Origin of the sequence: Aeromonas sp. TW 6, assembly GCF_013168745.1 — a bacterium.
GTDB lineage: Bacteria > Pseudomonadota > Gammaproteobacteria > Enterobacterales > Aeromonadaceae > Aeromonas > Aeromonas caviae.
Window position 1 is genome coordinate 91,320 of sequence record NZ_JABERS010000004.1, and the last position, 23,441, is coordinate 114,760.

24 protein-coding genes are annotated in these 23,441 nt (G+C 60.7%); 5 read left to right on the top strand and 19 right to left on the bottom strand.

Going from position 1 to position 23,441, the window contains the following annotated elements:
* Window positions 1-8: 8 nt before the first annotated feature.
* The 3 genes from folP to rlmE form a co-directional block, all read right to left on the bottom strand.
* The gene (gene folP, locus HKD46_RS03085) at window positions 9-854 is read right to left on the bottom strand and encodes a dihydropteroate synthase (RefSeq protein ID WP_161469851.1); all 846 of its coding nucleotides are present in this window, start codon (window positions 852-854) and stop codon (window positions 9-11) included.
* A gap of 84 nt (window positions 855-938) precedes the next feature.
* A complete protein-coding gene (gene ftsH / locus HKD46_RS03090; protein ID WP_039040290.1) occupies window positions 939-2,891 on the bottom strand; it encodes an ATP-dependent zinc metalloprotease FtsH in 1,953 nt (650 codons plus the stop codon).
* Window positions 2,892-2,936: 45 nt separating this feature from the next.
* Window positions 2,937-3,566: a 23S rRNA (uridine(2552)-2'-O)-methyltransferase RlmE gene (rlmE, locus tag HKD46_RS03095; RefSeq protein WP_010675375.1), complete on the bottom strand. Its 630-nt coding sequence runs from the start codon at window positions 3,564-3,566 to the stop codon at window positions 2,937-2,939.
* Window positions 3,567-3,663: 97 nt separating this feature from the next.
* On the opposite strand from rlmE, the gene yhbY reads away from it, so the two are divergent.
* Window positions 3,664-3,960, top strand: a complete 297-nt coding sequence (gene yhbY, locus HKD46_RS03100; RefSeq protein WP_010675376.1) for a ribosome assembly RNA-binding protein YhbY — start codon at window positions 3,664-3,666, stop codon at window positions 3,958-3,960.
* Window positions 3,961-4,065: 105 nt separating this feature from the next.
* Window positions 4,066-4,659 carry a PilZ domain-containing protein gene (locus HKD46_RS03105; RefSeq protein WP_161469850.1) on the top strand — a complete coding sequence of 198 codons (594 nt, stop codon included), beginning with the start codon at window positions 4,066-4,068 and terminating at the stop codon, window positions 4,657-4,659.
* A gap of 47 nt (window positions 4,660-4,706) precedes the next feature.
* On the opposite strand, the gene greA is transcribed toward HKD46_RS03105, so the two are convergent.
* The 3 genes from greA to pomA form a co-directional block, all read right to left on the bottom strand.
* Complete coding sequence (gene greA, locus HKD46_RS03110; protein ID WP_010675378.1) at window positions 4,707-5,183, bottom strand: transcription elongation factor GreA; 477 nt, start codon at window positions 5,181-5,183, stop codon at window positions 4,707-4,709.
* 145 nt (window positions 5,184-5,328) lie between these two features.
* Window positions 5,329-6,222: a flagellar motor protein MotB gene (locus HKD46_RS03115; RefSeq protein WP_042878323.1), complete on the bottom strand. Its 894-nt coding sequence runs from the start codon at window positions 6,220-6,222 to the stop codon at window positions 5,329-5,331.
* A gap of 10 nt (window positions 6,223-6,232) precedes the next feature.
* Window positions 6,233-6,991 (bottom strand): flagellar motor protein PomA, encoded by a 759-nt coding sequence (pomA, locus tag HKD46_RS03120; protein WP_029314770.1) that lies wholly within the window; start codon window positions 6,989-6,991, stop codon window positions 6,233-6,235.
* Window positions 6,992-7,225: 234 nt separating this feature from the next.
* Here pomA and xseB point away from each other — a divergent pair, with 234 nt between their 5' ends.
* From xseB to dxs, 3 genes are read left to right on the top strand one after another with little or no spacing between them, the layout of a single operon-like run.
* A complete protein-coding gene (xseB, locus tag HKD46_RS03125; protein ID WP_010675381.1) occupies window positions 7,226-7,477 on the top strand; it encodes an exodeoxyribonuclease VII small subunit in 252 nt (83 codons plus the stop codon).
* Complete coding sequence (gene ispA / locus HKD46_RS03130) at window positions 7,478-8,368, top strand: (2E,6E)-farnesyl diphosphate synthase (RefSeq protein ID WP_041215676.1); 891 nt, start codon at window positions 7,478-7,480, stop codon at window positions 8,366-8,368.
* 21 nt (window positions 8,369-8,389) lie between these two features.
* A complete protein-coding gene (dxs, locus tag HKD46_RS03135) occupies window positions 8,390-10,255 on the top strand; it encodes a 1-deoxy-D-xylulose-5-phosphate synthase (RefSeq protein ID WP_161469849.1) in 1,866 nt (621 codons plus the stop codon).
* Between the two features lie 230 nt (window positions 10,256-10,485).
* Here dxs and HKD46_RS03140 read toward each other — a convergent pair whose 3' ends face one another.
* The 13 genes from HKD46_RS03140 to HKD46_RS03200 all read right to left on the bottom strand — a co-directional run bounded on the left by HKD46_RS03140 (window position 10,486) and on the right by HKD46_RS03200 (window position 23,384).
* Complete coding sequence (locus HKD46_RS03140; protein ID WP_029314771.1) at window positions 10,486-11,427, bottom strand: ABC transporter permease; 942 nt, start codon at window positions 11,425-11,427, stop codon at window positions 10,486-10,488.
* A gap of 3 nt (window positions 11,428-11,430) precedes the next feature.
* Window positions 11,431-12,405, bottom strand: a complete 975-nt coding sequence (locus tag HKD46_RS03145; protein WP_039040297.1) for an ABC transporter permease — start codon at window positions 12,403-12,405, stop codon at window positions 11,431-11,433.
* Window positions 12,406-12,501: 96 nt separating this feature from the next.
* Window positions 12,502-14,058: an ABC transporter substrate-binding protein gene (locus HKD46_RS03150; protein WP_010675386.1), complete on the bottom strand. Its 1,557-nt coding sequence runs from the start codon at window positions 14,056-14,058 to the stop codon at window positions 12,502-12,504.
* 58 nt (window positions 14,059-14,116) lie between these two features.
* Window positions 14,117-15,841 (bottom strand): ABC transporter ATP-binding protein, encoded by a 1,725-nt coding sequence (locus tag HKD46_RS03155; protein WP_010675387.1) that lies wholly within the window; start codon window positions 15,839-15,841, stop codon window positions 14,117-14,119.
* 647 nt (window positions 15,842-16,488) lie between these two features.
* Window positions 16,489-16,977: a phosphatidylglycerophosphatase A gene (locus HKD46_RS03160; RefSeq protein ID WP_171864898.1), complete on the bottom strand. Its 489-nt coding sequence runs from the start codon at window positions 16,975-16,977 to the stop codon at window positions 16,489-16,491.
* Window positions 16,974-17,933 (bottom strand): thiamine-phosphate kinase, encoded by a 960-nt coding sequence (thiL, locus tag HKD46_RS03165; protein WP_043153245.1) that lies wholly within the window; start codon window positions 17,931-17,933, stop codon window positions 16,974-16,976. Before thiL ends, HKD46_RS03160 begins: the two co-directional genes overlap by 4 nt.
* Window positions 17,934-17,990: 57 nt before the next feature.
* A complete protein-coding gene (gene nusB / locus HKD46_RS03170) occupies window positions 17,991-18,404 on the bottom strand; it encodes a transcription antitermination factor NusB (RefSeq protein WP_010675390.1) in 414 nt (137 codons plus the stop codon).
* Window positions 18,405-18,418: 14 nt separating this feature from the next.
* On the bottom strand, window positions 18,419-18,889 hold the full coding sequence (ribE, locus tag HKD46_RS03175; RefSeq protein WP_010675391.1) for a 6,7-dimethyl-8-ribityllumazine synthase: 471 nt from the start codon (window positions 18,887-18,889) through the stop codon (window positions 18,419-18,421).
* 133 nt (window positions 18,890-19,022) lie between these two features.
* Window positions 19,023-20,132, bottom strand: a complete 1,110-nt coding sequence (gene ribBA / locus HKD46_RS03180) for a bifunctional 3,4-dihydroxy-2-butanone-4-phosphate synthase/GTP cyclohydrolase II (RefSeq protein ID WP_039040299.1) — start codon at window positions 20,130-20,132, stop codon at window positions 19,023-19,025.
* Window positions 20,133-20,269: 137 nt separating this feature from the next.
* Entirely contained in the window at window positions 20,270-20,923 is a 654-nt protein-coding gene (locus HKD46_RS03185) for a riboflavin synthase (protein WP_039040359.1), read from the bottom strand.
* Window positions 20,924-20,978: 55 nt separating this feature from the next.
* On the bottom strand, window positions 20,979-22,088 hold the full coding sequence (gene ribD, locus HKD46_RS03190; protein WP_171864899.1) for a bifunctional diaminohydroxyphosphoribosylaminopyrimidine deaminase/5-amino-6-(5-phosphoribosylamino)uracil reductase RibD: 1,110 nt from the start codon (window positions 22,086-22,088) through the stop codon (window positions 20,979-20,981).
* Window positions 22,089-22,365: 277 nt separating this feature from the next.
* Window positions 22,366-22,815 (bottom strand): transcriptional regulator NrdR, encoded by a 450-nt coding sequence (nrdR, locus tag HKD46_RS03195; RefSeq protein ID WP_010675395.1) that lies wholly within the window; start codon window positions 22,813-22,815, stop codon window positions 22,366-22,368.
* Between the two features lie 134 nt (window positions 22,816-22,949).
* On the bottom strand, window positions 22,950-23,384 hold the full coding sequence (locus HKD46_RS03200; protein ID WP_010675396.1) for a hypothetical protein: 435 nt from the start codon (window positions 23,382-23,384) through the stop codon (window positions 22,950-22,952).
* Window positions 23,385-23,441: the final 57 nt, after the last annotated feature.

Here is a 23,441-nt window from a genome sequence, read left to right on the forward strand (position 1 = left end):
TCGTTTTTCTATTTGGATATGAAATCTTGTCCCGTCATGGTCATCCAGCCTGTACGCAAGACATCCATGGTGGCCCGCACGTCGTGCACCCGGATGATCCTGGCGCCATGTTGCAACCCGATCAGGGCACAGGCCAGACTACCAGCCAACCGCTCGGCTACCGGGCGGTCAAGCAGGTTGCCTATCATAGACTTTCGTGACATGCCCACCAAGAGCGGAAGTTGGTAATCGAGCAGTGACGCCTGCTGTGCCAGCAGCTGATAGTTGTGCGCCAGCGTCTTGCCAAAGCCATAGCCTGGATCCAGTACCAGATGCTCACGCGGGATACCGGCCCCCAGACAAGCGGCAATCCGCTCGTCAAAGAAGGCTCTCACCTCCCCCAGCAAATCGTCATAGTGCGGCTCCACCTGCATGGTACGGGGCTGCCCCTGCATGTGCATGAGGCATACCGGTACGCCAGCCTCGGCCGCCGCGCCCAGCGCTCCCGGCTCTTGCAGGGCGCGGACATCATTGATGAGGTGACCACCTGCAGCACAACCCTCCCGCATGACAATCGCCTTGGAGGTATCGAGGGAGATCATCACATCCAGCTCGGCGACCATGCGCTCCACCACGGGGATGACCCTGTCCAGCTCCTCCTGCTCGCTCACGTCGGGGGCGCCCGGGCGGGTCGACTCGCCACCTATATCGATAAGGGTGGCCCCATCGGCCACCATGTCGCGGGCATGACTCAACGCCAGATCGATCTGCTTGAAGCGGCCACCATCTGAAAAGGAGTCCGGCGTCACATTGAGAATGCCCATGACATGGGGACGGTCGAGAGAAAGGGGACGTCCCTTGCTGATTAACTGCATTGCTTCAACTACCTCCAACAAGAGCGGCAAACTCTTCGTGCAAAGAAAAACCCCGGGCAAGCCCGGGGTTTGTATCATGACAACTTATTTGGCCGGGACATCGTTCGCCTTGTCGATGTCACTCAGAGGTGCACTGCCCTCTTCAGTCGGCGCCTTGGCCTCCGGCCCGTTGTTCACGCTGGCACCACCTTGCGGGGTGTCACCATGCTCATCATGCCAGTTGCTGGGAGCACGGACCTCGCGACGCGCCATCAGATCATCGATCTGCTTGGCATCGATGGTCTCGTACTTCATCAATGCATCTTTCATGGTGTGCAGCACATCCATGTTGTCCAGCAGGATCTGCTTGGCACGATCGTAGTTGCGATCGATGACCTGCTTGACCTCTGCATCGATGATGCGGGCGGTATCGTCAGACATGTGCTTGGCCTTGGCCATGCTGCGGCCGAGGAAGACTTCACCATCCTCTTCTGCGTAAAGCATGGGGCCGAGACGCTCGGACATGCCCCACTGGGTGACCATCTTGCGAGCGATGTCGGTGGCACGTTCGATGTCGTTGGATGCACCGGTCGATACCTTCTCGGCACCGTAGATCAACTCTTCCGCCAGACGACCGCCATACAGGCTGGAGATCATGGACTCCAGATGCTGCTTGGAGTGGCTCCAGCGATCCTGCTCCGGCAAGTACATGGTCACACCCAGCGCACGGCCGCGCGGAATGATGGAGACCTTGTAGACAGGGTCATGATCCGGCACCACGCGACCAATGATGGCGTGACCCGCTTCGTGATAGGCCGTCATCTCCTTCTCGGACTCTTTCATCACCATGGAGCGACGTTCCGCCCCCATCATGATCTTGTCCTTCGCCTTTTCGAACTCCAGCATGGAGACCACTCGGCGGCTCTCGCGAGCAGAGAAGAGGGCAGCCTCGTTCACCAGGTTGGCCAGATCGGCACCGGAGAAACCAGGGGTACCACGGGCAATCAGCGCCGGATTGACGTCATCCGCCAGCGGTACCTTGCGCATGTGCACTTTCAGGATCTGCTCACGACCGCGAACATCCGGCAAGCCGACCACGACCTGGCGGTCGAAACGACCTGGACGCAGCAGCGCAGGATCCAGTACGTCGGGACGGTTGGTGGCGGCGATGACGATGATGCCCTCATTGCCTTCAAAACCATCCATTTCAACCAGCATCTGGTTCAGGGTCTGCTCACGTTCGTCGTGACCACCACCCAGACCGGCGCCACGCTGGCGACCGACCGCATCGATCTCATCAATGAAGATGATGCAGGGGGAGGATTTCTTGGCCTGTTCGAACATGTCACGCACACGGGAGGCACCGACACCCACGAACATTTCCACGAAGTCCGAACCTGAAATGGTGAAGAACGGCACCTTGGCCTCGCCTGCAATGGCTTTGGCCAGCAGGGTCTTACCGGTACCGGGAGGACCTACCAACAGGACGCCGGTCGGGATCTTGCCACCCAGCTTCTGGAATTTGGTCGGGTCACGCAGATAGTCGACCAGCTCCTTGACCTCTTCCTTTGCCTCGTCACAACCAGCTACGTCGGCGAAGGTAGTCTTGATCTGATCTTCGCTCATCAGGCGAGCCTTGCTCTTGCCGAACGACATGGCACCCTTGCCGCCGCCGCCCTGCATCTGACGCATGAAGAAGACCCAGACACCGATCAGCAACAGCATCGGGAACCAGGAGATGAAGATGGACGTGATCAGAGATGGTTCTTCCGGCTTCTCACCCATCACTTTGACGTTATGGTTGAGCATGTCGTTGAGCAGTTGGGGATCCGGCGCAGGAATGATGGTGGTGAAACGTTCACCGGTGCGCTTGACGCCATTGATGACCTTGCCATCCATCCGCACTTCACGGATCTGCTCCTGGGTCACTTCTTTCACGAAGCTGGAATAGTCCAGCTGGCGACTGGTGGTATCGCTGGGGCTGAAGCTATTGAACACCGACATCAGCACGACGGCGATGACCAGCCACAGGATTAGGTTTTTCGCCATGTCACTCAAATCAATGACCTCGCAGACTGACAGTTAACGATGAGGGTTAGGGTACTACAGTTTAAAACCGGTAGCCACAATGTAGACTTCTCGTGAACGAGCACGGGACGAGTCTGGTTTTCGAATCTTGACGACAGAGAAAAGTCTACGTATTTCATTGAGATAGGCATCAAACCCTTCCCCCTGGAACACCTTGACTACAAAACTGCCATTACTGCTCAGGACCTGATTGCACATGTCCAGCGCCAGTTCCACCAGGTACATGGCACGGGCTTGATCCACCTGCTGGGTACCGCTCATGTTGGGCGCCATGTCGGACATGACGACATCCACCTTGTCGGGGCCGACTCGCTCCAGCAAGGCGCCGAGTACAGTTTCCTCCCGAAAGTCCCCTTGCAGGAAATCGACACCGGCAATGGAATCCATCGGCAAAATATCACACGCAATGACGCGCCCCTTGTCACCAACCTGGTCGATGGCAAATTGGGACCAGCCACCGGGAGCAGCCCCCAGGTCCACTACCGTCATCCCCGGCTTGAGCAGCCGGTCTTTGCCCTGGATCTCATCGATCTTGAAAACGGCGCGAGAGCGCAGTCCCAACTTCTGGGCTTTCTTGACGTATTGGTCGTCGAAATGTTCTTTTAACCAGCGGGTTGAACTGGGGGAACGTTTTTTCTGGGTCATGATTGTCGACTTTAAAAAACCACAAGGGTTATTAGTATTAAGGGCTAAGTGGGGGTAGAATACGCCCCTTTCAACCCTGACTTATGAAGAAATTGCCATGATTCTCAACAATAAACAGAAACAGTACCTCAAGGGCCTGGCCCACAGTCTGAAGCCGGTCGTCCTGCTGGGACAACACGGTCTGACCGAAGGGGTGCTGGCCGAGATCGATCTGGCCCTGAACCACCACGAGCTGATCAAGGTTAAGGTTGCGTCTGAAGATCGTGAGATGAAACAGCTGGTGATGGATGCCATCGTTCGCGAGACCGGCGCCATCAAGGTACAGAGCATGGGCCATGTACTGACCATCTACCGTCAGGCCAAAGAGCCCAAGATCCAGTTGCCGCGCAAGTAACAGGAAAGAGCATTCGCTCTTTCCTTCATTTCCCTTCTTCCCAAGTCGCTTGCCAAAATAGTTGCCAGGCCCTTAACCTGCGATGAATAGCCGTGGACACCCACTATGGACAAGCATCAGCTCCTCACCGATGAAGAACTGGCCATGCTGCGGGACCTGGGAAACGATGAAGACATTGCCACCAGCCAATACCTGCGCGGCACCCTGCCCCTTCCTCTCCAAAGCCTGTTGCAGCGAGCCAAGCCTCTGACACTCGAAGCCCGCATCGCCGGCTACCAATTGCGTTTCCCGCTCCACTGCACCCAGGCAGAGGAGGGCCACGCCGAGCTGCGCATCGCCGCGCCGACCATTACCGAGCTGGGTTCGCCCCATCTGCGCGCCTGGCGACTCGACGAAAAGGCCGTGCTCTGCACCGAAGACGCGGAGTACGAGGTATACAGCCTCTCCCTTGGAGGTCTCATCGTGGCCGGCTTGCCGGACGCCTTTGCCAAGGGAGATCCACTTGGCGGATACCTTCGCATCGAGGATCTCCCTCCCTTGGCCATGACAGGCACCCTCGTCAGGCACGTGGATGCCAATCAACATCACCATGACTGGGCCGTCCAGTTCCGGCTGGGCAAGGAGGATCAGGAACAATTGCGGGACTGGCTCTTCCAGCGCCACCAGGACGCCTTCGTCCAGGCCTATCAGGGTGACTAAAGACAACAGGGGAGCCCGGCTCCCCTGTCTCTTTCCCCGACGTTCAATCAGAGATAGGCAACTTCCAGGATCTCGTACTCCACATCGCCACCCGGCGTCTTGACGATGGCAACGTCATCCACTTCCTTGCCGATCAGGGCACGGGCAATGGGGGAGTTCACAGAGATCATGTTCTGCTTGATGTCCGCCTCGTCGTCTCCCACGATGCGGTAGACCACTTCCTCTTCCGTTTCACTTTTGAGCAGGGTCACGGTTGCGCCGAAGATGACGCGGCCATTGTTGGCAATCTTGGTGACATCGATAATCTGGGCATTGGAGAGCTTGCCTTCAATTTCCTGAATGCGGCCTTCACAGAAACCCTGCTGCTCGCGGGCGGCATGGTATTCGGCATTTTCTTTCAGATCGCCATGTTCACGGGCATCAGCAATCGCTTCGATAATCTGGGGACGCAGCTCGGTCTTGAGATAATCGAGCTCTTGACGCAGCTTTTCAGCGCCGCGAACAGTCATCGGAGTATGATTCATAGTCGAAACCTGGGTTGCTTTATAAAGAGAAGCTGCGGCAATCAAAAGAGAGCCGCAGCTGTCGGTTCGGATGGGGCATCTTAATATGAAGCCGCCACAAAATCCATGTCAGCCCCTGCGAGCGGGATCCCGCTTTGGGCCAGCGTTACTTGGATTCCGAGACGCCAAGCGGAGCCGACACCGTCGGTTTGCCCTGCATGATGGCGATCTCGACACGTCGATTCATGCGCCGATTCTCCGGGCTGTTGTTGGGCACCAGCGGCTGGGAATCCGCCATCCCTTGCACCACCAGACGATTGCCGTCAAAACCGGGCACCTTGATCATCTGGTGGGCAACCGCCACCGCCCGCTGGGACGAAAGCTCCCAGTTGGACTGGAACAACTCGTCCTCGGTGGCCACATTGTCGGTGTGGCCGGAGACGGTGATCTCCCCCGGCACATCCTTGAGCAGCGCAGCCACCTTGCGGATCACCGGCCAGAACTGGGGTTGCAGGAAGGCGGATCCCGCCGGGAACGCCGCTTTCTCGCGAATGCGAATGATGATCTGCTGACCCAGCGCCTCTATCTCGATGGCCCCATCCTGGATCTGGGCCTGCATCTGCTCCGCCAGTGCCTTGGCCAGGGTGTTGGACTGTTCCTGCGCCTTCTGGGCCTCCTGGGCGGTATCGCCACCGCTCTGCTGGCCTTCGGTCTTGTCATGTCCACCCGCCTTGTCCGCATCCCCAGGCTGGAAATCCAGCTCGGTCTGGGTCATGTCGATGGTCTGCTGCATGATGGTGTCAATAGGCGTCGGCTCGGGGCGACCAGGACGAAACTCCTGGGCGATGACCGAGGTTCCCTTGGGGATATCCTTGACCTCCAGGATGTTCTGTACCCCGAACGCCTTCTCCATGGAACCGGCGATCTGCTTGAACTTCTGCACATCCATCTCGGCAAAGGAGAGCAAAAGCACGAAGAAGCACATCAGCAGAGACATGAGATCCGCGAAGGTTCCCATGTAACCGGGCAATCCGGGAGGCGGGCACTTGCACTTTGCCATCTGTGCGCTCCTATTCGGTCCCGTTGTTGCGTTTGGACTGATTCAGGTAGTTCTGCAACATGGCCTGGATCACCCTCGGGTTCTGTCCATCCTGGATCCCCATGATGGCGTCGAGGATCAGGGTGCGACTCAACTGTTCCTCGCCACTGCGCAGTTCCAGCTTGTCCGCGATGGGGATGGCAATCATGTTGGCCTCGATTGCGCCATACAGGGTCGTCAGCAAGGCCACCGCCATGGCCGGACCGATGGATTTGGGGTCGCTCATGTTGGCCAGCATGGCCACCAACCCCACCAGGGTACCGATCATGCCCATGGCCGGACCGAGATCCCCCAGGGAGCGGAACACCTTGATGGCCGTGGCGTGACGCTCGGACGTCAGTTCGATGTCCTTCTCCATCACCGCACGCACCACGTCGGCATCATGGCCGTCCACCAGCATGTCGATGCCCTTCTTCATGAAGGTATTGGGGATCTCCGCCGCCTCCAGAGCCAGAAAGCCCCCCTTGCGGGCCGCATCCGCCAGTTCCACCGCCTTGGTGATGAGATCGTCGAGCTTGTCCCCCTTGTACATGAAGGCCTTGCCCGCGACCTTGAAGGCCATCAGAAACTGACCGAGGTTGAACTTCATCATGCAGATGAACACGGACCCCAGTATGGTGATGTAGACCGATGGCATGTCCACATACATGCTCATGGGGCCGCCCAGCAACATGCCGTACACCACGACCCCGAACCCCAGCACTAAGCCTATCAGACTCCCTAAATCCACATCCCTACTCCTGTCGCCGAACGTGCCGTCTAATTATATTGCGTTGAATTTTCTGCTATTGCGCCCCCGGCAGCAAGCCCGGTACACCGCAATCGCCGATCGGCAATGCGTGGTTGCATGCCCGTTCTTATCGGCCATGGTCAGGATAGTTTGAGGACGCCGCGTTTTTCTGCCTCCCCCCTGTGGCCGGTCGATGTTAAGATGAGCCGTTTTTTTCAATCCCCGAGGATGGACATGGCCAGTAAAAAAATCGACCGTCTGAGTTTTGATGCCACCCTGGAAGAGCTGGAAACCATAGTGCATCAACTCGAACAGGGCTCGCTCCCCCTCGAGGAGGCACTCAAACAATTCGAACAGGGCATCCATCTGGTGCGCGCCGGCCAGCAGAAGCTGGAACAGGCCGAGCAGAAGATCCAGATCCTCCTGACCCAGGCCGATGGCAGCGAGCAAGCGGTCCCCTTTCGAGCAGAACAAGGAGAGGAGTGAGTGACCCTGGACGATTTCTCCCGCCTGCATCGGCGCCGCATCGACGACTGCCTCTCGGCACAGCTTGACGCCCTGCCCGCCATGGCGCCACGTCTGCGGGACGCGATGAAATACGGCCTGCTGCTCGGTGGGAAACGGGTGCGCCCCTTCCTGGTCTATGCCGTCGGCGAGATGCTGGGCGTCAAGAGCGAACTGCTGGATGGCCCCGCCGCCGCCGTGGAGTGCATTCACGCATACTCCCTCCTGCACGACGACCTGCCCGCCATGGATGACGACGACCTGCGTCGTGGTCAGCCCACCGTACACAAGGCCTTCGATGAAGGCACAGCCATCCTGGCGGGCGATGCCCTGCAGACCCTGGCGTTTTCCATTCTGGCCGACCACCCCATGCCCGATACATTGATGGCCAACCGGGTGCGGATGCTGAGTGCCCTGGCCCGCGCGTCCGGCTATCTAGGCATGTGCGGCGGTCAGGCACTGGATCTGGACGCCGAAGGGCGCCGGATCAGCCTCGCCGAGCTGGAGCAGGTGCACCGCCACAAGACAGGGGCCCTCATCGAGTGCGCCGTGACCCTCGGCGCCCTGTGCAAGGCTGACGTGGAACCCGCCACCCTCACCGCCCTGCAAACCTATGCCGCCGCCATCGGACTCGCCTTCCAGGTGCAGGACGACATCCTCGACATCACGGGCGATACCGCCACCCTGGGCAAGCCGCAAGGCTCGGATCTGGCGCTGGAAAAGAGTACCTATCCGGCCCTGCTCGGACTCGACAATGCCCGTGAGCTGGCTCGCGAACTGCATGACAAGGCCTTAACAGCCCTGCAATCCTTGCCCTACAATACCGACATTCTGGAAGCGTTTGCCGATTACATCATCGAGCGAACCCACTAAACGCTGGATAACAGTAACAATATGAGCGTTGATATTAGCGATTTCCCCAACCTGGCCCTCGCGGACACGCCGGTCGATTTGCGATCCCTCCCCTTCGAGCGGCTGCCCGTGGTGTGCAACGAGCTGCGCGAGTATCTGCTGCGCTCGGTGAGCCGCTCCAGCGGCCACTTCGCCTCCGGCCTTGGCACCGTCGAGCTGACGGTCGCCCTGCACTATGTCTACAACACCCCCTTCGATCGGCTGGTGTGGGACGTAGGCCACCAGGCCTATCCCCACAAGATCCTGACCGGACGACGGGAGCGCATTCACACCATTCGCCAGAAAGATGGCCTGCACCCCTTCCCCTGGCGGGAAGAGAGCGAGTACGACGTGCTCAGCGTGGGCCACTCCAGTACCTCCATCGGGGCGGCACTCGGCATGGCGGTGGCGGCCGAGAGCGAAGGGCTTGGCCGCAAGGTGGTCGCGGTCATCGGTGATGGCGCCATCACCGCCGGCATGGCCTTCGAGGCCCTCAATCACGCCGGCGACGTCCACAAGGACATGCTGGTGGTGCTCAACGACAACGAGATGTCCATCTCCGAGAACGTGGGGGCCCTGAACAATCACCTCGCCAGGCTGATGTCCGGCAAGCTCTACACCACCATTCGCGAGGGGGGCAAGAAGGTGCTGGCGGGGCTGCCGCCGGTCAAGGAGCTCGCCAAGCGGGCCGAGGAGCACCTCAAGGGCATGGTGGTACCGGGTACCTTGTTCGAGGAGTTCGGCTTCAACTACATCGGCCCCATCGACGGTCACGACATCCATGCCCTGGTCGAAACCCTGCGCAACATGCGCAATCTCAAGGGTCCCCAGCTGCTGCACGTCAAGACCAAGAAGGGCAAGGGCTACGAGCCGGCGGAAAAAGATCCCATCGGCTATCACGCCGTCCCCAAATTCAACCCGGATGACTGTGCCCTGCCCAAGAGTGCCGGTGGCAAACCCACCTTCTCCGCCATCTTCGGTCAGTGGCTGTGCGATATCGCCGCCAAGGACGAGCGCGTGGTCGGCATCACTCCCGCCATGCGCGAAGGCTCCGGTCTGGTGAAATTCAGCCAGCAATATCCGGATCGCTACTTCGACGTGGCCATCGCCGAGCAACATGCGGTCACCTTCGCCGCCGGTCTCGCCATCGCCGACCAGAAACCCGTGGTCGCCATCTATTCGAGCTTCCTGCAACGGGCCTATGACCAGCTGATCCACGACGTGGCGCTGCAGAACCTGCCGGTGCTCTTCGCCATCGACCGGGCCGGTCTGGTGGGGGCCGACGGCCCGACCCATCAGGGGGCGTTCGACATCAGCTTCCTGCGCACCGTGCCCAACATGGTGGTGATGACCCCGTCCGACGAGAACGAGTGCCGCCAGATGCTCTACACCGGCTATCTGTGCAACGGGCCAGTGGCGGTGCGCTACCCCCGTGGCAGCGGCACCGGTATCCAGGCCGAGAGCGAGATGCAGGCCCTGCCCCTCGGCAAGGGACGCGTCGTTCGCGAGGGCAAGGGGACCGCCATCCTGGCGTTCGGCACCCTGCTGCAACAGGCCAGAGCAGCCGCCGAGGCGCTGGATGCCACCCTGGTGGACATGCGCTTCGTCAAACCCATGGACGAGGCGCTGGTGCTCTCTCTGGCCGCCTCCCACGATCAGTTCGTCACCCTCGAGGACAACGCCATCATGGGCGGTGCAGGCTCTGCGGTGAACGAGTTGCTGATGGGCTGCAAGCAGTGCAAACCGGTGCTCAATCTGGGGCTGCCGGATCGCTTCGTGGAGCAAGGCACCCAGGAGGAGATCTATGCCCAGCTGGGGCTGGATGGCGCTGGCATTCAGGCCAGCATCGAGGCCTGGCTGCAAGCCTGACGCAAGTGCTTACTGCAATCACAAACAATAAATAAGGGCGCCTGATGGCGCCCTTTTTTGTTATTCACTGTGCCAGACCAACCCTGCTCACGCCCTGTCGCGAGAAGGCCGTCAACAAGGTTACAAGCCGCTCAGGAACCGAGACATAAGTGAGCACTCCTTGGTTCTACATAAGCGAGCAACACATGAACCTTGATCACGGCCTCGCAGCCAGTTCGTGGAGAGGTTTATCAGCCCTTGTAGATCTTCGGGTTGAACACATCCCGCAGCCAGTCACCCAGCAGGTTGATCACCAGCACCAGCACCACCAGGCAGAGGCCCGGGAAGGCGGTGATCCACCAGGACCCGGAGAAGATGTAGTTGAAGCCCACGCTGATGAGCGACCCCAGGGACGGTTGATCAACCGGCATCCCCAGACCCAGGAAGGAGAGGGCAGCCTCGCTCATGATGGCGTTCGCCACCTGCACGGTAGAGATGACCAGGATGGGCGACAGGCAGTTCGGCAGAATGTGGCGGAACATGATGCGCGGGGCGCGGAACCCCATCACCTGAGCCGCTTCCACATACTCCTTCTTCTTCTCCGCCAGCACGGAGGCGCGCACCGTCCGGGCATACTGGGGCCACTCGGCGATACCGATGATCACCACCAGCATCAGGATGGCGAACTTCGAGTAGAACTCGGAGCCAAAGGTCGCCTGGAAGATGGCGGAGATGATGATCGCCACCATCATGGTGGAGAACGACAGCTGCACGTCGGCAAAGCGCATCAACAGGTTGTCGATGCGACCACCAAAGTAACCGGCCATCAGACCGATGACGATACCGAGCACCAGCTGCAGCCCCACCGCGAACAGACCAATGGTCAGCGAGATGCGGGCACCATAGAGGATGGTGCTCCAGATGTCGCGCCCCTGGTTGTCGGTCCCGAGCCAGAAGCGGGCCTCGCCCCCTTCCAGCCAGGAGGGGGGCAGCTCCGCATCCATCAGATCGAAGCTGGTCTGGTCATAGACGTTGTGCGGTGCGATCCAGGGTGCCAGCAGGGCCGCCAGCACGAAGACCACAAACACCGCAAAGCTGAACATGGCTACCTTGTCCCGCAGGAAGTAGTAGACGATGTCGGAATTTTTGAAGCGTGCCCAACGGCTTGGGCTTGCAGTTACAGCATTAGTCATCTGTTACCCCTTGGCGGTCAGGTTGACGGTCGGGTTGATCAACCCGTAGAGCAGGTCGACCAGGGTATTGGTCACCACGAAAATGAGGCCGACGAAGATGACGTAGGCGGTGATCAGCGGCGTATCGACCCGGTGGATCGCCTCAAGGAAGAGGAAGCCGGTCCCCGGCCACTGGAACACGCTCTCGGTCAGGATGGTGTAGGCCACCATGGTCCCGATCTGCACACCGCCCACCGTGATGACCGGCAGCATGGTGTTCTTCAGGGCGTGCTGGTAGTAGACCTTGTTGTTGTCCAGCCCCTTGGCACGGGCAAACTTGACGTACTCGGAGGAGAGCTGCTCCAGCATCTCCGAGCGCACCAGCCGGATGAACAGCGGCAGCATGATGGAGGAGAGGGAGACCGCAGGCAGCACCAGGTGCAGGATACCGTCCCAGGTAAAGAAGCCCGACTCCCAGCCCAGCAGGTTGTAGGTCTCGCCACGGCCATAGGCCGGCAGCCAGCCCAGCTGGATGGAGAAGAGGTACATCAGCATGATGGCGGTCAGGAAGACCGGGATCGAGATGCCGATGCTGCTCACCGCCATGATGACCTTGGTGAGGATGCTGCGCGGTCTTATCGCCGAATAAACCCCCAGCGGAATGGAGACCACGACGATGATGAGCGCGGCGGCAAACACCAGCTCAAGGGTAGCCACCAGCTTGTCGAGGATAACCTCGAGGGCTGGTCGCTTGAAGAAATAGGAAGTGCCCAGATCCCCGTGTACCGCGTTCTTCAAGAAGCGGCTGTATTTCACGAGGAAGGGATCATTGAGTCCCATCTTGTCGCGCAGCTCCTGGCGCACGGACTCGGAGACGGATTGTCCCACCAGCTCGCGCAGCGGATCCCCCAGGTTGTCCTGGATGGAGAAGGCGACCAGGCTGATGACGAACATCACTATCACGGCCTGATAGAACCGTTTCAGCAGGAATGTAAACATGCTTGTCCTTCTACGTGGCCTGTGTCTTGGCACAGGCTTCTGTTAATGGCGGGGCAACCATGGGTGCCCCGCCGGGTCCTTCCTTAAACGCTTCGCTTACTTGTTGACCACCAGGTCACCCAGATAAGGGAAGTTCATCACGTTGACCACCGGCTTGATGTCGACGTTCTTCTTGGCACCGTAGGCCAGGTCTTCCCAGTGCAGCGGCACATAGGCAGCGTCGTCGATCAGCATGGCTTCCACCTTCTGCAGGATGGCGGCACGCTTGGCAGGATCGGTCTCGGTGTTGGCTTCCATCACCATCTTGTCAGCTTCTGCGTTGGCATAACCGCCGCAGTTGTACTGACCCATGCCGGTCTTGGCATCCTTGGTGAAGGTCAGGAACTCGAAGAAGTTCGCACTGTCTTCGGTGTCGGAGTGCCAGCCGATCAGCTGCATGTCAGCGGCGCACTTGTCAAACTCCGGCCAGTACTGGGCCACCGGCATGGTCTTCAGATCCACCTTGATGTTGATCTTGGACAGCATGGCGGAGACGGCCTGGGCAATCTTGACGTCGTTGACGTAGCGGGCAGCCGGGGAGATGAAGCTCATCTTGAAGCCCTTCTCGTAACCGGCTTCCTTCATCAGCTCCTTGGCCTTGGCCAGATCATACTGGGGCTTGAGCGCCTCGTTGTAGCCTGCGTAGCCTTTCGGGCTCAGCTGGCCGGCCGGGGTACCGAAGCCCTTGTTGATCTTGTCGACGATGCCCACCTGGTTGATGGCGTAGTTGATCGCCTGACGCACGCGCTTGTCTTTCAGCGCCGGGTTGGTGTTCTGGTTCAGCTCGATGATGATGGCACGGGTACCGGACAGGGTGACCAGCTGGGAATCCTTGCCGTTCTTCACGCGCTCCAGATCGTTCGGGGCAACCGGGTAGATCATGTCCACGTCGCCGCCCAGCAGGGCTGCAACACGGGTGGCGTCTTCCTTGATCGGTACCACGGTCAGGTTTTCGACGTTGCCCTTGGAGGCCTTGTCCCAGTAGTTGGCGTTGCGCACGTATTCCAGCTTCACGCCCTGCTCGCGGAACTTGACGCTGAACGGACCGGTACCGGAGACATTGGTGGAGGCGAAGGAGTCACCGTTCTTCACGATCTCGGCCTTGTCCTTGCCCGCCTCGGTCTTGCCGCTATAGAACTTGGAGTCCATCGGGAAGATGTAGGTGACGGTCTGCAGCACCAGCGGGAACGGCTTGGCGGTGACGAGATCCACGGTGAAATCATCCACCTTCTTGGCTTCGGCGATGGGGTCGAAGATCGCCTTGAAGTCCGGGGAGGCCTTCAGACGGTTGACGGTCCATACCACGTCATCGGCGGTGAAGTCGTTGCCGGAGTGGAACTTCACACCCTTGCGCAGGTGGAAACGGACGGTCTTGTCGTCGATGCGCTCATACTTCTCGGCCAGACGCGGCTCGAACTGCAGATCCTGGGTGTAACGCATCAGGGGGTCGAACACCAGGTGAGACATCTCCAGGGTCTGACCGGAGAGCTGCTCCTGCGGGTCCAGAGAGGTGGCGTCGGACGCGACGGCGACCTTGATGTCGGCAGCAGAAACGTTGAACGCGAGACCAGCGGCGAACAGCGCCATGGCGATCTTGGATAATCCTTTCTTCATGTCTTTCTCCATGCTTTTGGCTTTTTATTGACAGACAAACCGGCGAACCGGTGCTTTCCTAGCTTGCGATTTCCAGCCCCTCGCGGGACATTCCCTTGAATTCCGGCATAAGGGAGATCAGCTTGCGGCTGTACTCATGCTCGGCATTGGTGAACAGTTTCTCGGTCTCGGCCACTTCCACCAGATGACCGTGCTGCATCACACCGATGCGGTCGCACATCTGGCGGATGACCGGCAGATCGTGACTGATGAACAGCATGGTGAGCCCAAGCTCCTGTTGCAAGTCTTTGAGCAGGTTGAGGATCTGGGCCTGCACCGAGACATCCAGCGCCGAGGTGGGCTCGTCGCAGATGAGGAAGCGCGGGCGGGTCGCCAGGGCGCGGGCAATGGAGATGCGCTGGCGCTGACCACCGGAGAATTCGTGGGGATACTTGACCCCGGCGCCGCGGCCCAGGCCCACATGATCCAGCAGGTCCCCGACGATCTGCTCTATCTGCCGCTCGCTCTCGGCGAGGCGGTGGAAGCGGATCGGCTCGGCGATGATGTCACGCACCTTCATGCGCGGGTTCATCGAAGAGTACGGGTTCTGGAACACCATCTGCATCTGGCGGCGCAGGGGGCGACGCTCGTGCTCCCCTTTCAGGGCGGTGAGATCGATCCCCTCGAAGACAATCTTGCCGGTGTCGGGCGGATAGAGCCCGGTGATGGCACGGGCGATGGTGGATTTACCGGAGCCCGACTCCCCCACCAGACCGAAAGTCTCACCCTCGAAGATCTCGAAGCTGATGTTGTTGCAGGCGCGCACGTACTGGCGGCGGCTCGGGAAGATGGAATCCTTGGTGACGAACTTCAGATCCACGTTCTCCACCCGCAACAGCGCGCCTTCATAGGTGCGCTCGTCCTGACTCTGGCCGAGCCAGTGGGTCTTGAGATCGATGCTGGTATCCGCCGCACCGGCATCCTCGATATAGGAGACCAGGGGGAAGCGCACCAGCTTCACATCCGAGCGGGGCACCGCCGAGATGAGGCTGCGGGTATAGGGGTGATTGGGGCGGCCCAGCACCTGTTCGGTGGTGCCGAACTCCACCAGATCGCCGCGGTACATCACCGCCACCTTGTCGGTGACGTTGGAGACCACACCCATGTCATGGGTCACCAGCATGCAGCCTACCTGGCGCTCTTTGCACAGGTTGCGGATGAGCTGGAGGATCTGATCCTGGATGGAGACGTCCAGCGCCGTGGTCGGCTCATCGGCGATGATGAGCTCGGGATCCCCGGAGAGGGCGATGGCGATCACCACCCGCTGGCGCATGCCACCGGAGAACTGGTGAGGATACTGCTTGATGCGCACGTCCGGGTTCGGGATCCCCACCGCCCCCATCAGCTCGAGGGCCTTGGCAAAGGCCGCCTCGCGGGACAGGTCGGTGTTGGCGAGGATGGTCTCCACCAGCTGCTGCTCCACGGTGAACAGCGGATTGAGGGAGGTCATGGGATCCTGGAAGATGAAACCGATGCGCGAGCCGCGAATGGCCCGCATCTCGTTCTGGCTCTTGCCGGAGATGAGCTCGCCGTTCAGGTAGATATCGCCACGGGCGATGCGACCGGGCGGGCTCAACAGATCGATGACGGCGTTGCCGATGGTGGATTTGCCAGCGCCGGACTCACCGACGACGCCGACGATCTCGCCCTTTTCAACAGAAAAAGAGAGATCCTTGACCGCGGCAAGCACCCCGTAGCGGGAGGGGTACTCGATCCGCAAGTTTTTGACTTCAAGCAAGGACATGGTTACCTCTGCGGGGGACATCCGTCCCAAATAATTCGTCCGTAAATCAGCCGCAGATGCTGGTTGTGCCTTGGTACTGCTCGAGAGCCGTTGTTGTGTAATTAACGCTCAATCCATGAGGCAGCCAAACCAGCGATCCGGGCGGGTTTTTTGCATTTTTTTGGAATAACCCGCGAGTAAGTTAGTCGGTTTGCCCGCGGGTGTAAATGATCCAGTTATACAATTTCGCAATACTTTGCCCAGAGAATGCCGACACCCTGGGGTTAAAATGTCGATAAAAGTCACATTACCAGAGATTACGCTGGCAATGCGAGACCATCAACCAATTATGTTTCAACAAAATAGCAACAAACCATCTTATTCACTATCAGCATTATGCTGACCAGCTTCGAATGAGTAGTGAATATTTATGTGAAATGATTTTTTGACGGCAGCATATCTGGAGTAAGGAAAAATAGGCAGAGCTAAATAGGGACAATGCAGAAGGATCAACCTGGGCCACAGGCCCGCCGGCACGGCAAGCCGGGAGGGATTGCATACAAAAAAACGCAGGCCCCTCAGGGCCTGCGTGTGCGGTATATCCGGCCTCTTTGCAAGAGGAGAGCAGTGAAAAAACAGCGAGACGGGCGTTCGGGAGCCGCCTCCCCTCACCAGTGGGCAAGCAGTTGCATGCAGGCCAGGGCGAACAGGCCGGCGATGAGATCGTCCAGCATGATGCCAAGCCCGCCGTGAATGCGGCGATCGAACCAGGAGATGGGCCAGGGCTTAAGGATGTCGAACACCCGGAACAGCACGAAGCCCGCCAGCACCCACTCCCAGCCGGCCGGGGCCGCAATCATGGTGACCCCGAATCCGATGACCTCGTCCCAGACGATGGCCCCGTGATCCGGCATCCCGATGGCGTCGGTGGCGCTCTGGCAGATGCGGATGCCCGCCACGAAACCCACCACCAGCAGGGCGATGAACCAGGAGGTCGGCAGCCCGCTCACCAACAGATAGAGCGGGATGGCTGCCAGGGTCCCCATGGTGCCCGGCGCCTTGGGGGAGAGGCCGGAGCCAAAGCCCACCGCCAGGAAGTGGAGCGGGTTTTTAAGGTTCAGCCGCGTCAGTTCGGGCTTTATCTTGAAAGATATCATGCGAAGTGATCCCAGCCCTTGAGGTGCAGTTCGACGGGTTGTTCGTCCTGCAGGTAGTCGATGCCAGGCTCCCCGGCCAGGATGCGACCGATGCGGGTGAACTTCACGCCACAATTGGCCAACGCCGTGTCCAGGGCGCCGTGGTGCTCCTGGGGCACGGTGAAGCAGAGCTCGTAGTCGTCGCCCCCGGCCAGGGCCAGCTGCCAGGCATCCATGGCCGGCACCGCATCCTGCAACACGGGGGAGAGGGGCAGCAGATTGAGATCGATCTGGGCCCGCACGCCGGACGCCTTGAGGATGTGGCCGAGATCAGACGCCAGGCCGTCGGAGAGATCCAGGGCGCTGCTGGCCAGCCCGCGCAGGGCCTGACCGGCCAGGATGCGGGGATGGGGATGGTCGAGGCGCGGCAGCACGGCCGCCAGCTGGTTCTCGTTGAGGGTGCGCTTGCCCAGCAGGTGGGAGAGCGCCAGGGCGGCATCTCCCAGGGTACCGGTCACGTAGACCCCGTCACCGGCCTTGGCGCCGCTGCGCAGCAGGGCGCGACCTGCCGGGACCGATCCTTTCACCGAGACGGTGATGGAGAGGGGCCCGCGGGTCATGTCCCCCCCCACCAGCGCCACGTTGTAGTACTCGGCGAGCTCGAGGAACCCTTCGGCGAAACCGGCGACCCAGCGCTCGTTGATGGCGGGCAGGGTCAGGGCCAGGGAGACCCAGCGCGGCTCGGCACCCATGGCGGCCAGATCGGAGAGATTGACCGCCAACGCCTTGTAGCCGAGATCCACCGGATCCATGTCGGGGAAGAAGTGCACGCCGCTCACCAGGGTGTCCGTGCTCACCGCCAACTGGGCGTCGGGGGGCAGGGTCAGCAGGGCACAGTCATCTCCAGGGCCCATCACCACGTCCTTGCGGGCGTGGGGGACCTTGAAGTACTTCTCAATCAGCTCAAATTCACCCATACAGTAAAAAGCCAGCAATAAGCTGGCTCCTCTCTTAATTGCTGACGGACAGCAGGATCAGCGCTTGGGCAGCGTCTTGATCACCTTGTCCAGGACGCCGTTGACAAACTTGTGGCTGTCATCGGCGGCGAAGGCTTTGGCCAGCTCGATCGCTTCGTTGATCACCACGCGCGGCGGCACATCTTCACGACGGGTCAGCTCGTAGGTCGCCAGACGCAGGATCGCCTTGTCCACCATGTCCACTTCTTCCAGCGGACGGGAGAGGAAAGGCGCGAACACCTTGTCCAGCTCGTTGCAGTGGACCGCTACCCCGAACAGCAGATCGCGGAAATAGTTCAGGTCCACACCCTTGGTGTCCTGATCGATCTTGAACTGCTCTTCGATGTCGCCCACGTTGGCCTGGGTCATCTGCCACTGGTAGATGGCCTGGGTGGCGCAATGGCGGGCCTTACGGCGCTCGGACGGTTTCAATGCATTTCTCCTCGTTACACGTCCAGTTGTTTCAGGACGTTGATCATTTCGAGCGCGCTCAGTGCAGCCTCTGCACCCTTGTTACCCGCCTTGGTACCGGCGCGTTCGATGGCTTGTTCAATGTTTTCGGTGGTCAGCACGCCGAAGGCAACGGGAATGTCGTATTCCATCATTACCTGGGCCAGACCCTTGCCGTTCTCGCTCGCTACCAGTTCGAAGTGGTAGGTACCGCCGCGGATGACGGTGCCGAGTGCGACGATGGCGTCGTATTGACCGCTCTTGGCCAGCTTCTTGGCCGCCAGGGGAATTTCGACGGCCCCCGGTACACGCACCAGGGTCAGATTGCTCTCCTGGACCTGACCTTGACGCTTCAGCACGTCCAGCGCGCCGTTCACCAGGCTGTCATTGATGAAGCTGTTGAAACGGGCAACGACAATAGCAACACGCGCCTCGGGAGCGGCGATATTTCCTTCGATAATCTTCATTGGAAATCCTGTCTCTGTGCAATCAATTAGGGGCCGGGCTCAAAAGTGCACGCATTCTAGCACAACAGAGCCGCGACAAAAAACCATGGCCGCAACGGGCGGCCATGGTGATGAATTCAACCGTACGCAGCGCTTACTCGCCGACGTACTCCACCACTTCCAGACCAAAGCCACCGAGGGCATGGTACTTCTTGGGAGAGCTCAACAGGCGCATCTTGCCGACCCCCAGCGCCTTGAGGATCTGGGAACCGACGCCGACCCGGCGCGAGGTGCCCTGCCACTTGGCCCCTTCCGGCGCCAGCCCCTTGTCGGCGGCTTCAAAACCCTTGACCCTGGCCAGCAGCTCGGCGCCATGGGCTTCCGCCCCCAGGATCACCAGTACCCCGCCCTCGTCGGCGATGCGGGCCATGGATTTGGGCAGCGGCCAGCTGCGGGCGCTGTGGCGGTCGGTGAGCAGCAGATCGCTCAGCACGTCGTGCAGGTGCACCCGTACCAGGGTCGGCTGGTCGGCCTTCACGTCCCCTTTCTTCAGGGCGAAGTGCACCTGGTTGTCGATGGTGTCTCGGAAGGTGACGAGGTCGAACTCGCCGTATTCGGTGGGCAACTTGCACTCGGCCACTTTCTCTACCGTGGTCTCGTGCTGGTTGCGGTATTCGATAAGGTCGGCAATGGTGCCGAGCTTGATGCCGTGCTGCTCGGCGAAGATCTCGAGATCCGGGCGCCGGGCCATGGTGCCGTCTTCGTTGAGGATCTCGACGATGACGGAGGCAGGCTCGAAGCCGGCCAGCCGGGCCAGATCGCAGCCCGCTTCGGTGTGGCCGGCGCGGGTCAGCACACCGCCATCCTGCGCCATCAGCGGGAAGATGTGGCCGGGCTGCACCAGATCGGCGGCCTTGGCATGGGGCGCCACCGCAGCCTGCACGGTGACGGCGCGGTCGGCGGCGGAGATGCCGGTGGTCACCCCTTCCGCCGCCTCGATGGAGACGGTGAAGGCGGTGGAGAACTGGGCATTGTTGCGATCGACCATCAGCGGCAGCGCCAGCTGCTTGCAGCGATCCCGGGTCAGGGTCAGGCAGATGAGGCCACGACCGTAGCGCGCCATGAAGTTGATGTCTTCCGGGCGGACACAGGAGGCGGCCATGATCAGGTCCCCTTCGTTCTCCCTGTCTTCGTCATCCATCAGGATCACCATCTTGCCAGCCTTGATATCGGCAATGATTTCCTGGGTCGTGCTCAGCGCCATGGGCTACTCCATCAACATGCTTGGGGATTGAGCCAGTCGGCTCGACTTGATACTGCGTATTGTGCTCTAGATGGGGGCACGCGGCCCCGTTTCAATCCGCGCGGGATCACAGAACCGCGTTTTCCCGTCAAAACGGCTCACAAGAATCCGGACTGGGCCAGCTTCTCCAGGGTCAGGGTAGAGGCACTGCTCTCCTCGCGCTTGCCCGTCATCAGCCGCTCCAGATAGCGGGCTATCTGGTCCACCTCGAGGTTGACCCGGTAGCCGGGTTTCCAGCGGGCGATGGTGGTCTCCTGGGCGGTGTGGGGCACGATGGTCAGCCGGAACAGATCCCCCTGAACCGCATTGACGGTGAGGCTGATTCCATCCACTGCAATGGAGCCCTTCTCGGCGATGTAGCGCGAGAGCTCCCCCGGCGCCTTGATCCAGTATTCGATGGCGCGGCCGCTGGACGATTTGCTCTTCACCTCGCCGATGCCGTCCACGTGGCCAGAGACCAGGTGGCCGCCGAGGCGGGAAGTGGGCATCAACGCCTTCTCGAGGTTGACCGGATCCCCCACCTTGGCGGCAGAAAAACCGGTGCGGGAGAGGGTTTCCAGGGAGACGTCGGCGGTATAGCTGTGATCCCCAAGCGCCACCACGGTGAGACAGACGCCGTTGGTGGCGATGGAGTCGCCCAGCTTGACGTCACTGAAGTCCAGGGTCGGCGCGTGCACGGTGAGGGCCATGTCCTCCCCCTGGCGACGCAGCTCGGCCAGGGTTCCCACCGCTTCGATAATTCCGGTAAACATGCAGATCACCTTGCTGATGACGGGGGCGATGGATGCCCCCGTGAACATTGAAAAATCAGGCTATTTTCGCAGTGATGCGAATATCCTGGCCAAGCATGCGCACATCCTTGAGGTTGAGTTTGGGAGCCTGGAACAGCCGGGTCAGCCCCGGCAGATGGAACAGGCCGCGCCCCTCATCCCCCATCAGTTTGGGCGCCTGATAGAGCACCAGCTCGTCCACCAGCCCCTTCTCCAGCAGGGCGCCGCACAGCCGCGGCCCCGCCTCCACCAGTACCGAGTTGACGTTCTGTTTGGCCAGCAGCATGAACAGACTGACCAGATCCAGCTTGCCATCCAGCAGCGGCACCTCCAGCTGCTGCACCCAGGCGGGCCACTCACCGGATGCCTTGTGGCGGGCCAGCAGTACCGGGCTCTCGCTCTGGAACAGGGGCAGATCCGGGGTGAGCCGGTTTTGCGAATCCACGATGACTCGAAGTGGCTGGCGCAGGGTCTCTTTGGGATAGACCGCCTTGACCGAGGGGGGCAGCTCGTCCCAGCGCACGGTGAGGGAGGCGCCATCCGCCAGCACGGTTTCGGCGCTGGAGAGGACTGCATCGTAACGGGCCCGCAGCCGCTGCACGTCCCGGCGCGCCTCCGGAGAGGTGATCCACTGGCTCTCGCCACTCGCCATGGCGGTGCGACCATCCAGGCTCGCCCCCAGCTTGACCGTCACCAGCGGAAACGCGGTGCGCATCCGCTTGAAGAAACCGGGATTGAGGGCCTCGGCTTCCGCGGCCAGCAGGCCGAAATCGGTCTTGATCCCCGCCTCGGAGAGCATCCGCAGGCCACGCCCGCCCACCTGGGGATTGGGATCCACCATGGCGGCGACCACCCGGGTCACCCCGGCCTTGATGAGCGCCTCGGCGCAGGGGGGCGTGCGACCATGATGGGAGCAGGGCTCCAGGGTCACATAGGCGGTGGCACCGCGGGCCTCTTCCCCTGCCGCGTGCAGAGCATAGACCTCGGCATGGGGCTCACCGGCCCGCTTGTGCCAGCCCTCCCCCACCACCACGCCGGCCTTCACCAGCACGGCGCCGACGCAGGGGTTGGGGGCCGTGGTGTAACGGCCGCACCGGGCCAGTTCGAGGGCCCGGCTCATCCATTGGTAATCGTCTTGACTAAACATCCGGGCTCCTGTGTCCAGCAACCTGTCCCCCGTGGCACGGCCATCCGATGGGACAAGAAAATAGGGTGTACGCGCTTGCAGCACGCCTTCTCGGGCAGATCGGCCATGGCATCTGACGCCATGGCGACGGGCACACACATCGCAGGATGCGGCCGCACGCCCTCATACTTTTTCACCAGTGCAACGATGCGCTATCTGGATGTCTCACTGGTGTAACAACTGGCGCTGCCGCAACGGCAGCCCCTCTCTTATTCACATAGGGAGCGACAGGCCGACGTTACTTCTCCAGCTTGGCGATCTCTTCCCCGAATTCGCGAATGTCTTCAAAGCTGCGGTAGACGGAGGCAAAGCGGATGTAGGCCACCTTGTCCAGGCTCTTGAGCTCATCCATCACCAGATTGCCCACCAGCTGGGAGGCCACCTCCCGCTCACCGGTGGCCCGCAGGCGGGACTTGATGTGGTTGACCGCCTTCTCGATGGCCTCCATGCTCACCGGCCGCTTCTCCAGCGCCCGCAGAATGCCGGCCCGCAGCTTGTCTTCGTTGAAGGGCTCGCGGGAGCCGTTGGACTTGATGACGCGGGGCATGACCAGTTCGGCCATTTCGAAGGTGGTAAAACGCTCGTGACAGAGCAGGCATTCGCGACGGCGGCGCACCTGATGGCCCTCGGCCACCAGACGGGAATCGATCACCTTGGTATCAACGGCACTACAGAAAGGGCAATGCATCTGACCTCCGGCGTGGATGAAAATGGGCGCGGGCCCCGGGGGCTGGCGCTAGGCCGGCCAGTGTAACACGGCCATCCAGAACCGGTAAAAGCCCATGAAAACAAGGGACAACCAGCCAGACCTTCGGGCAGGACTCAGTCGTCATAGGGCAACGCCTCGGGGTCGCAATCCTGGTAATCGGGGGCAGGATCCGCCGCGAACCGGCGAGCAGCCACATGGCTGTGACCCAGCATCAGCGCCTTGCCCACCCGGTGCATGCCATCCATCACCCGACCGGCGCTGTCCAGCAGGATGGGATAGGCGAGATCCGCCGCCATCATGAGCTGGCAATGCGCCACCACGCTGCGCACCGTGGGCGTGGCGTCGCCATGGCCGTACCAGTGGTCGCGGTCAAGCTCGGCAATCTCGCCGAGTGCCACCGCCTGCACCGGCAGGTTGCGGCTCAGCCGGATCAAGCGGCGCACATCCCAGGCCAGCAGTCCCTGTTCGCTGGCGCGAAAGTGGTACAGGGCGCGAACCGTCTGCCGCAGTGACGCCTCCAGCACGTCCTCTTCCATGTCATCGCACATGATCACCTCTGTCTCATCTTGCCAGACGCTGCAAAAAACAATGCCACCCGAGGGTGG

Coding starts and splice junctions, on each gene's coding strand:
- folP (WP_161469851.1), bottom strand. CDS start 854: ATGCAGTTAATCAGCAAGGGACGTCCCCTTTCTCTCGACCGTCCCCAT.
- rlmE (WP_010675375.1), bottom strand. CDS start 3,566: ATGACCCAGAAAAAACGTTCCCCCAGTTCAACCCGCTGGTTAAAAGAA.
- yhbY (WP_010675376.1), top strand. CDS start 3,664: ATGATTCTCAACAATAAACAGAAACAGTACCTCAAGGGCCTGGCCCAC.
- HKD46_RS03105 (WP_161469850.1), top strand. CDS start 4,066: ATGGACAAGCATCAGCTCCTCACCGATGAAGAACTGGCCATGCTGCGG.
- greA (WP_010675378.1), bottom strand. CDS start 5,183: ATGAATCATACTCCGATGACTGTTCGCGGCGCTGAAAAGCTGCGTCAA.
- HKD46_RS03115 (WP_042878323.1), bottom strand. CDS start 6,222: ATGGCAAAGTGCAAGTGCCCGCCTCCCGGATTGCCCGGTTACATGGGA.
- xseB (WP_010675381.1), top strand. CDS start 7,226: ATGGCCAGTAAAAAAATCGACCGTCTGAGTTTTGATGCCACCCTGGAA.
- dxs (WP_161469849.1), top strand. CDS start 8,390: ATGAGCGTTGATATTAGCGATTTCCCCAACCTGGCCCTCGCGGACACG.
- HKD46_RS03140 (WP_029314771.1), bottom strand. CDS start 11,427: ATGACTAATGCTGTAACTGCAAGCCCAAGCCGTTGGGCACGCTTCAAA.
- HKD46_RS03145 (WP_039040297.1), bottom strand. CDS start 12,405: ATGTTTACATTCCTGCTGAAACGGTTCTATCAGGCCGTGATAGTGATG.
- HKD46_RS03150 (WP_010675386.1), bottom strand. CDS start 14,058: ATGAAGAAAGGATTATCCAAGATCGCCATGGCGCTGTTCGCCGCTGGT.
- HKD46_RS03155 (WP_010675387.1), bottom strand. CDS start 15,841: ATGTCCTTGCTTGAAGTCAAAAACTTGCGGATCGAGTACCCCTCCCGC.
- HKD46_RS03160 (WP_171864898.1), bottom strand. CDS start 16,977: ATGATATCTTTCAAGATAAAGCCCGAACTGACGCGGCTGAACCTTAAA.
- thiL (WP_043153245.1), bottom strand. CDS start 17,933: ATGGGTGAATTTGAGCTGATTGAGAAGTACTTCAAGGTCCCCCACGCC.
- ribE (WP_010675391.1), bottom strand. CDS start 18,889: ATGAAGATTATCGAAGGAAATATCGCCGCTCCCGAGGCGCGTGTTGCT.
- ribBA (WP_039040299.1), bottom strand. CDS start 20,132: ATGGCGCTGAGCACGACCCAGGAAATCATTGCCGATATCAAGGCTGGC.
- HKD46_RS03185 (WP_039040359.1), bottom strand. CDS start 20,923: ATGTTTACCGGAATTATCGAAGCGGTGGGAACCCTGGCCGAGCTGCGT.
- ribD (WP_171864899.1), bottom strand. CDS start 22,088: ATGTTTAGTCAAGACGATTACCAATGGATGAGCCGGGCCCTCGAACTG.
- nrdR (WP_010675395.1), bottom strand. CDS start 22,815: ATGCATTGCCCTTTCTGTAGTGCCGTTGATACCAAGGTGATCGATTCC.
- HKD46_RS03200 (WP_010675396.1), bottom strand. CDS start 23,384: ATGTGCGATGACATGGAAGAGGACGTGCTGGAGGCGTCACTGCGGCAG.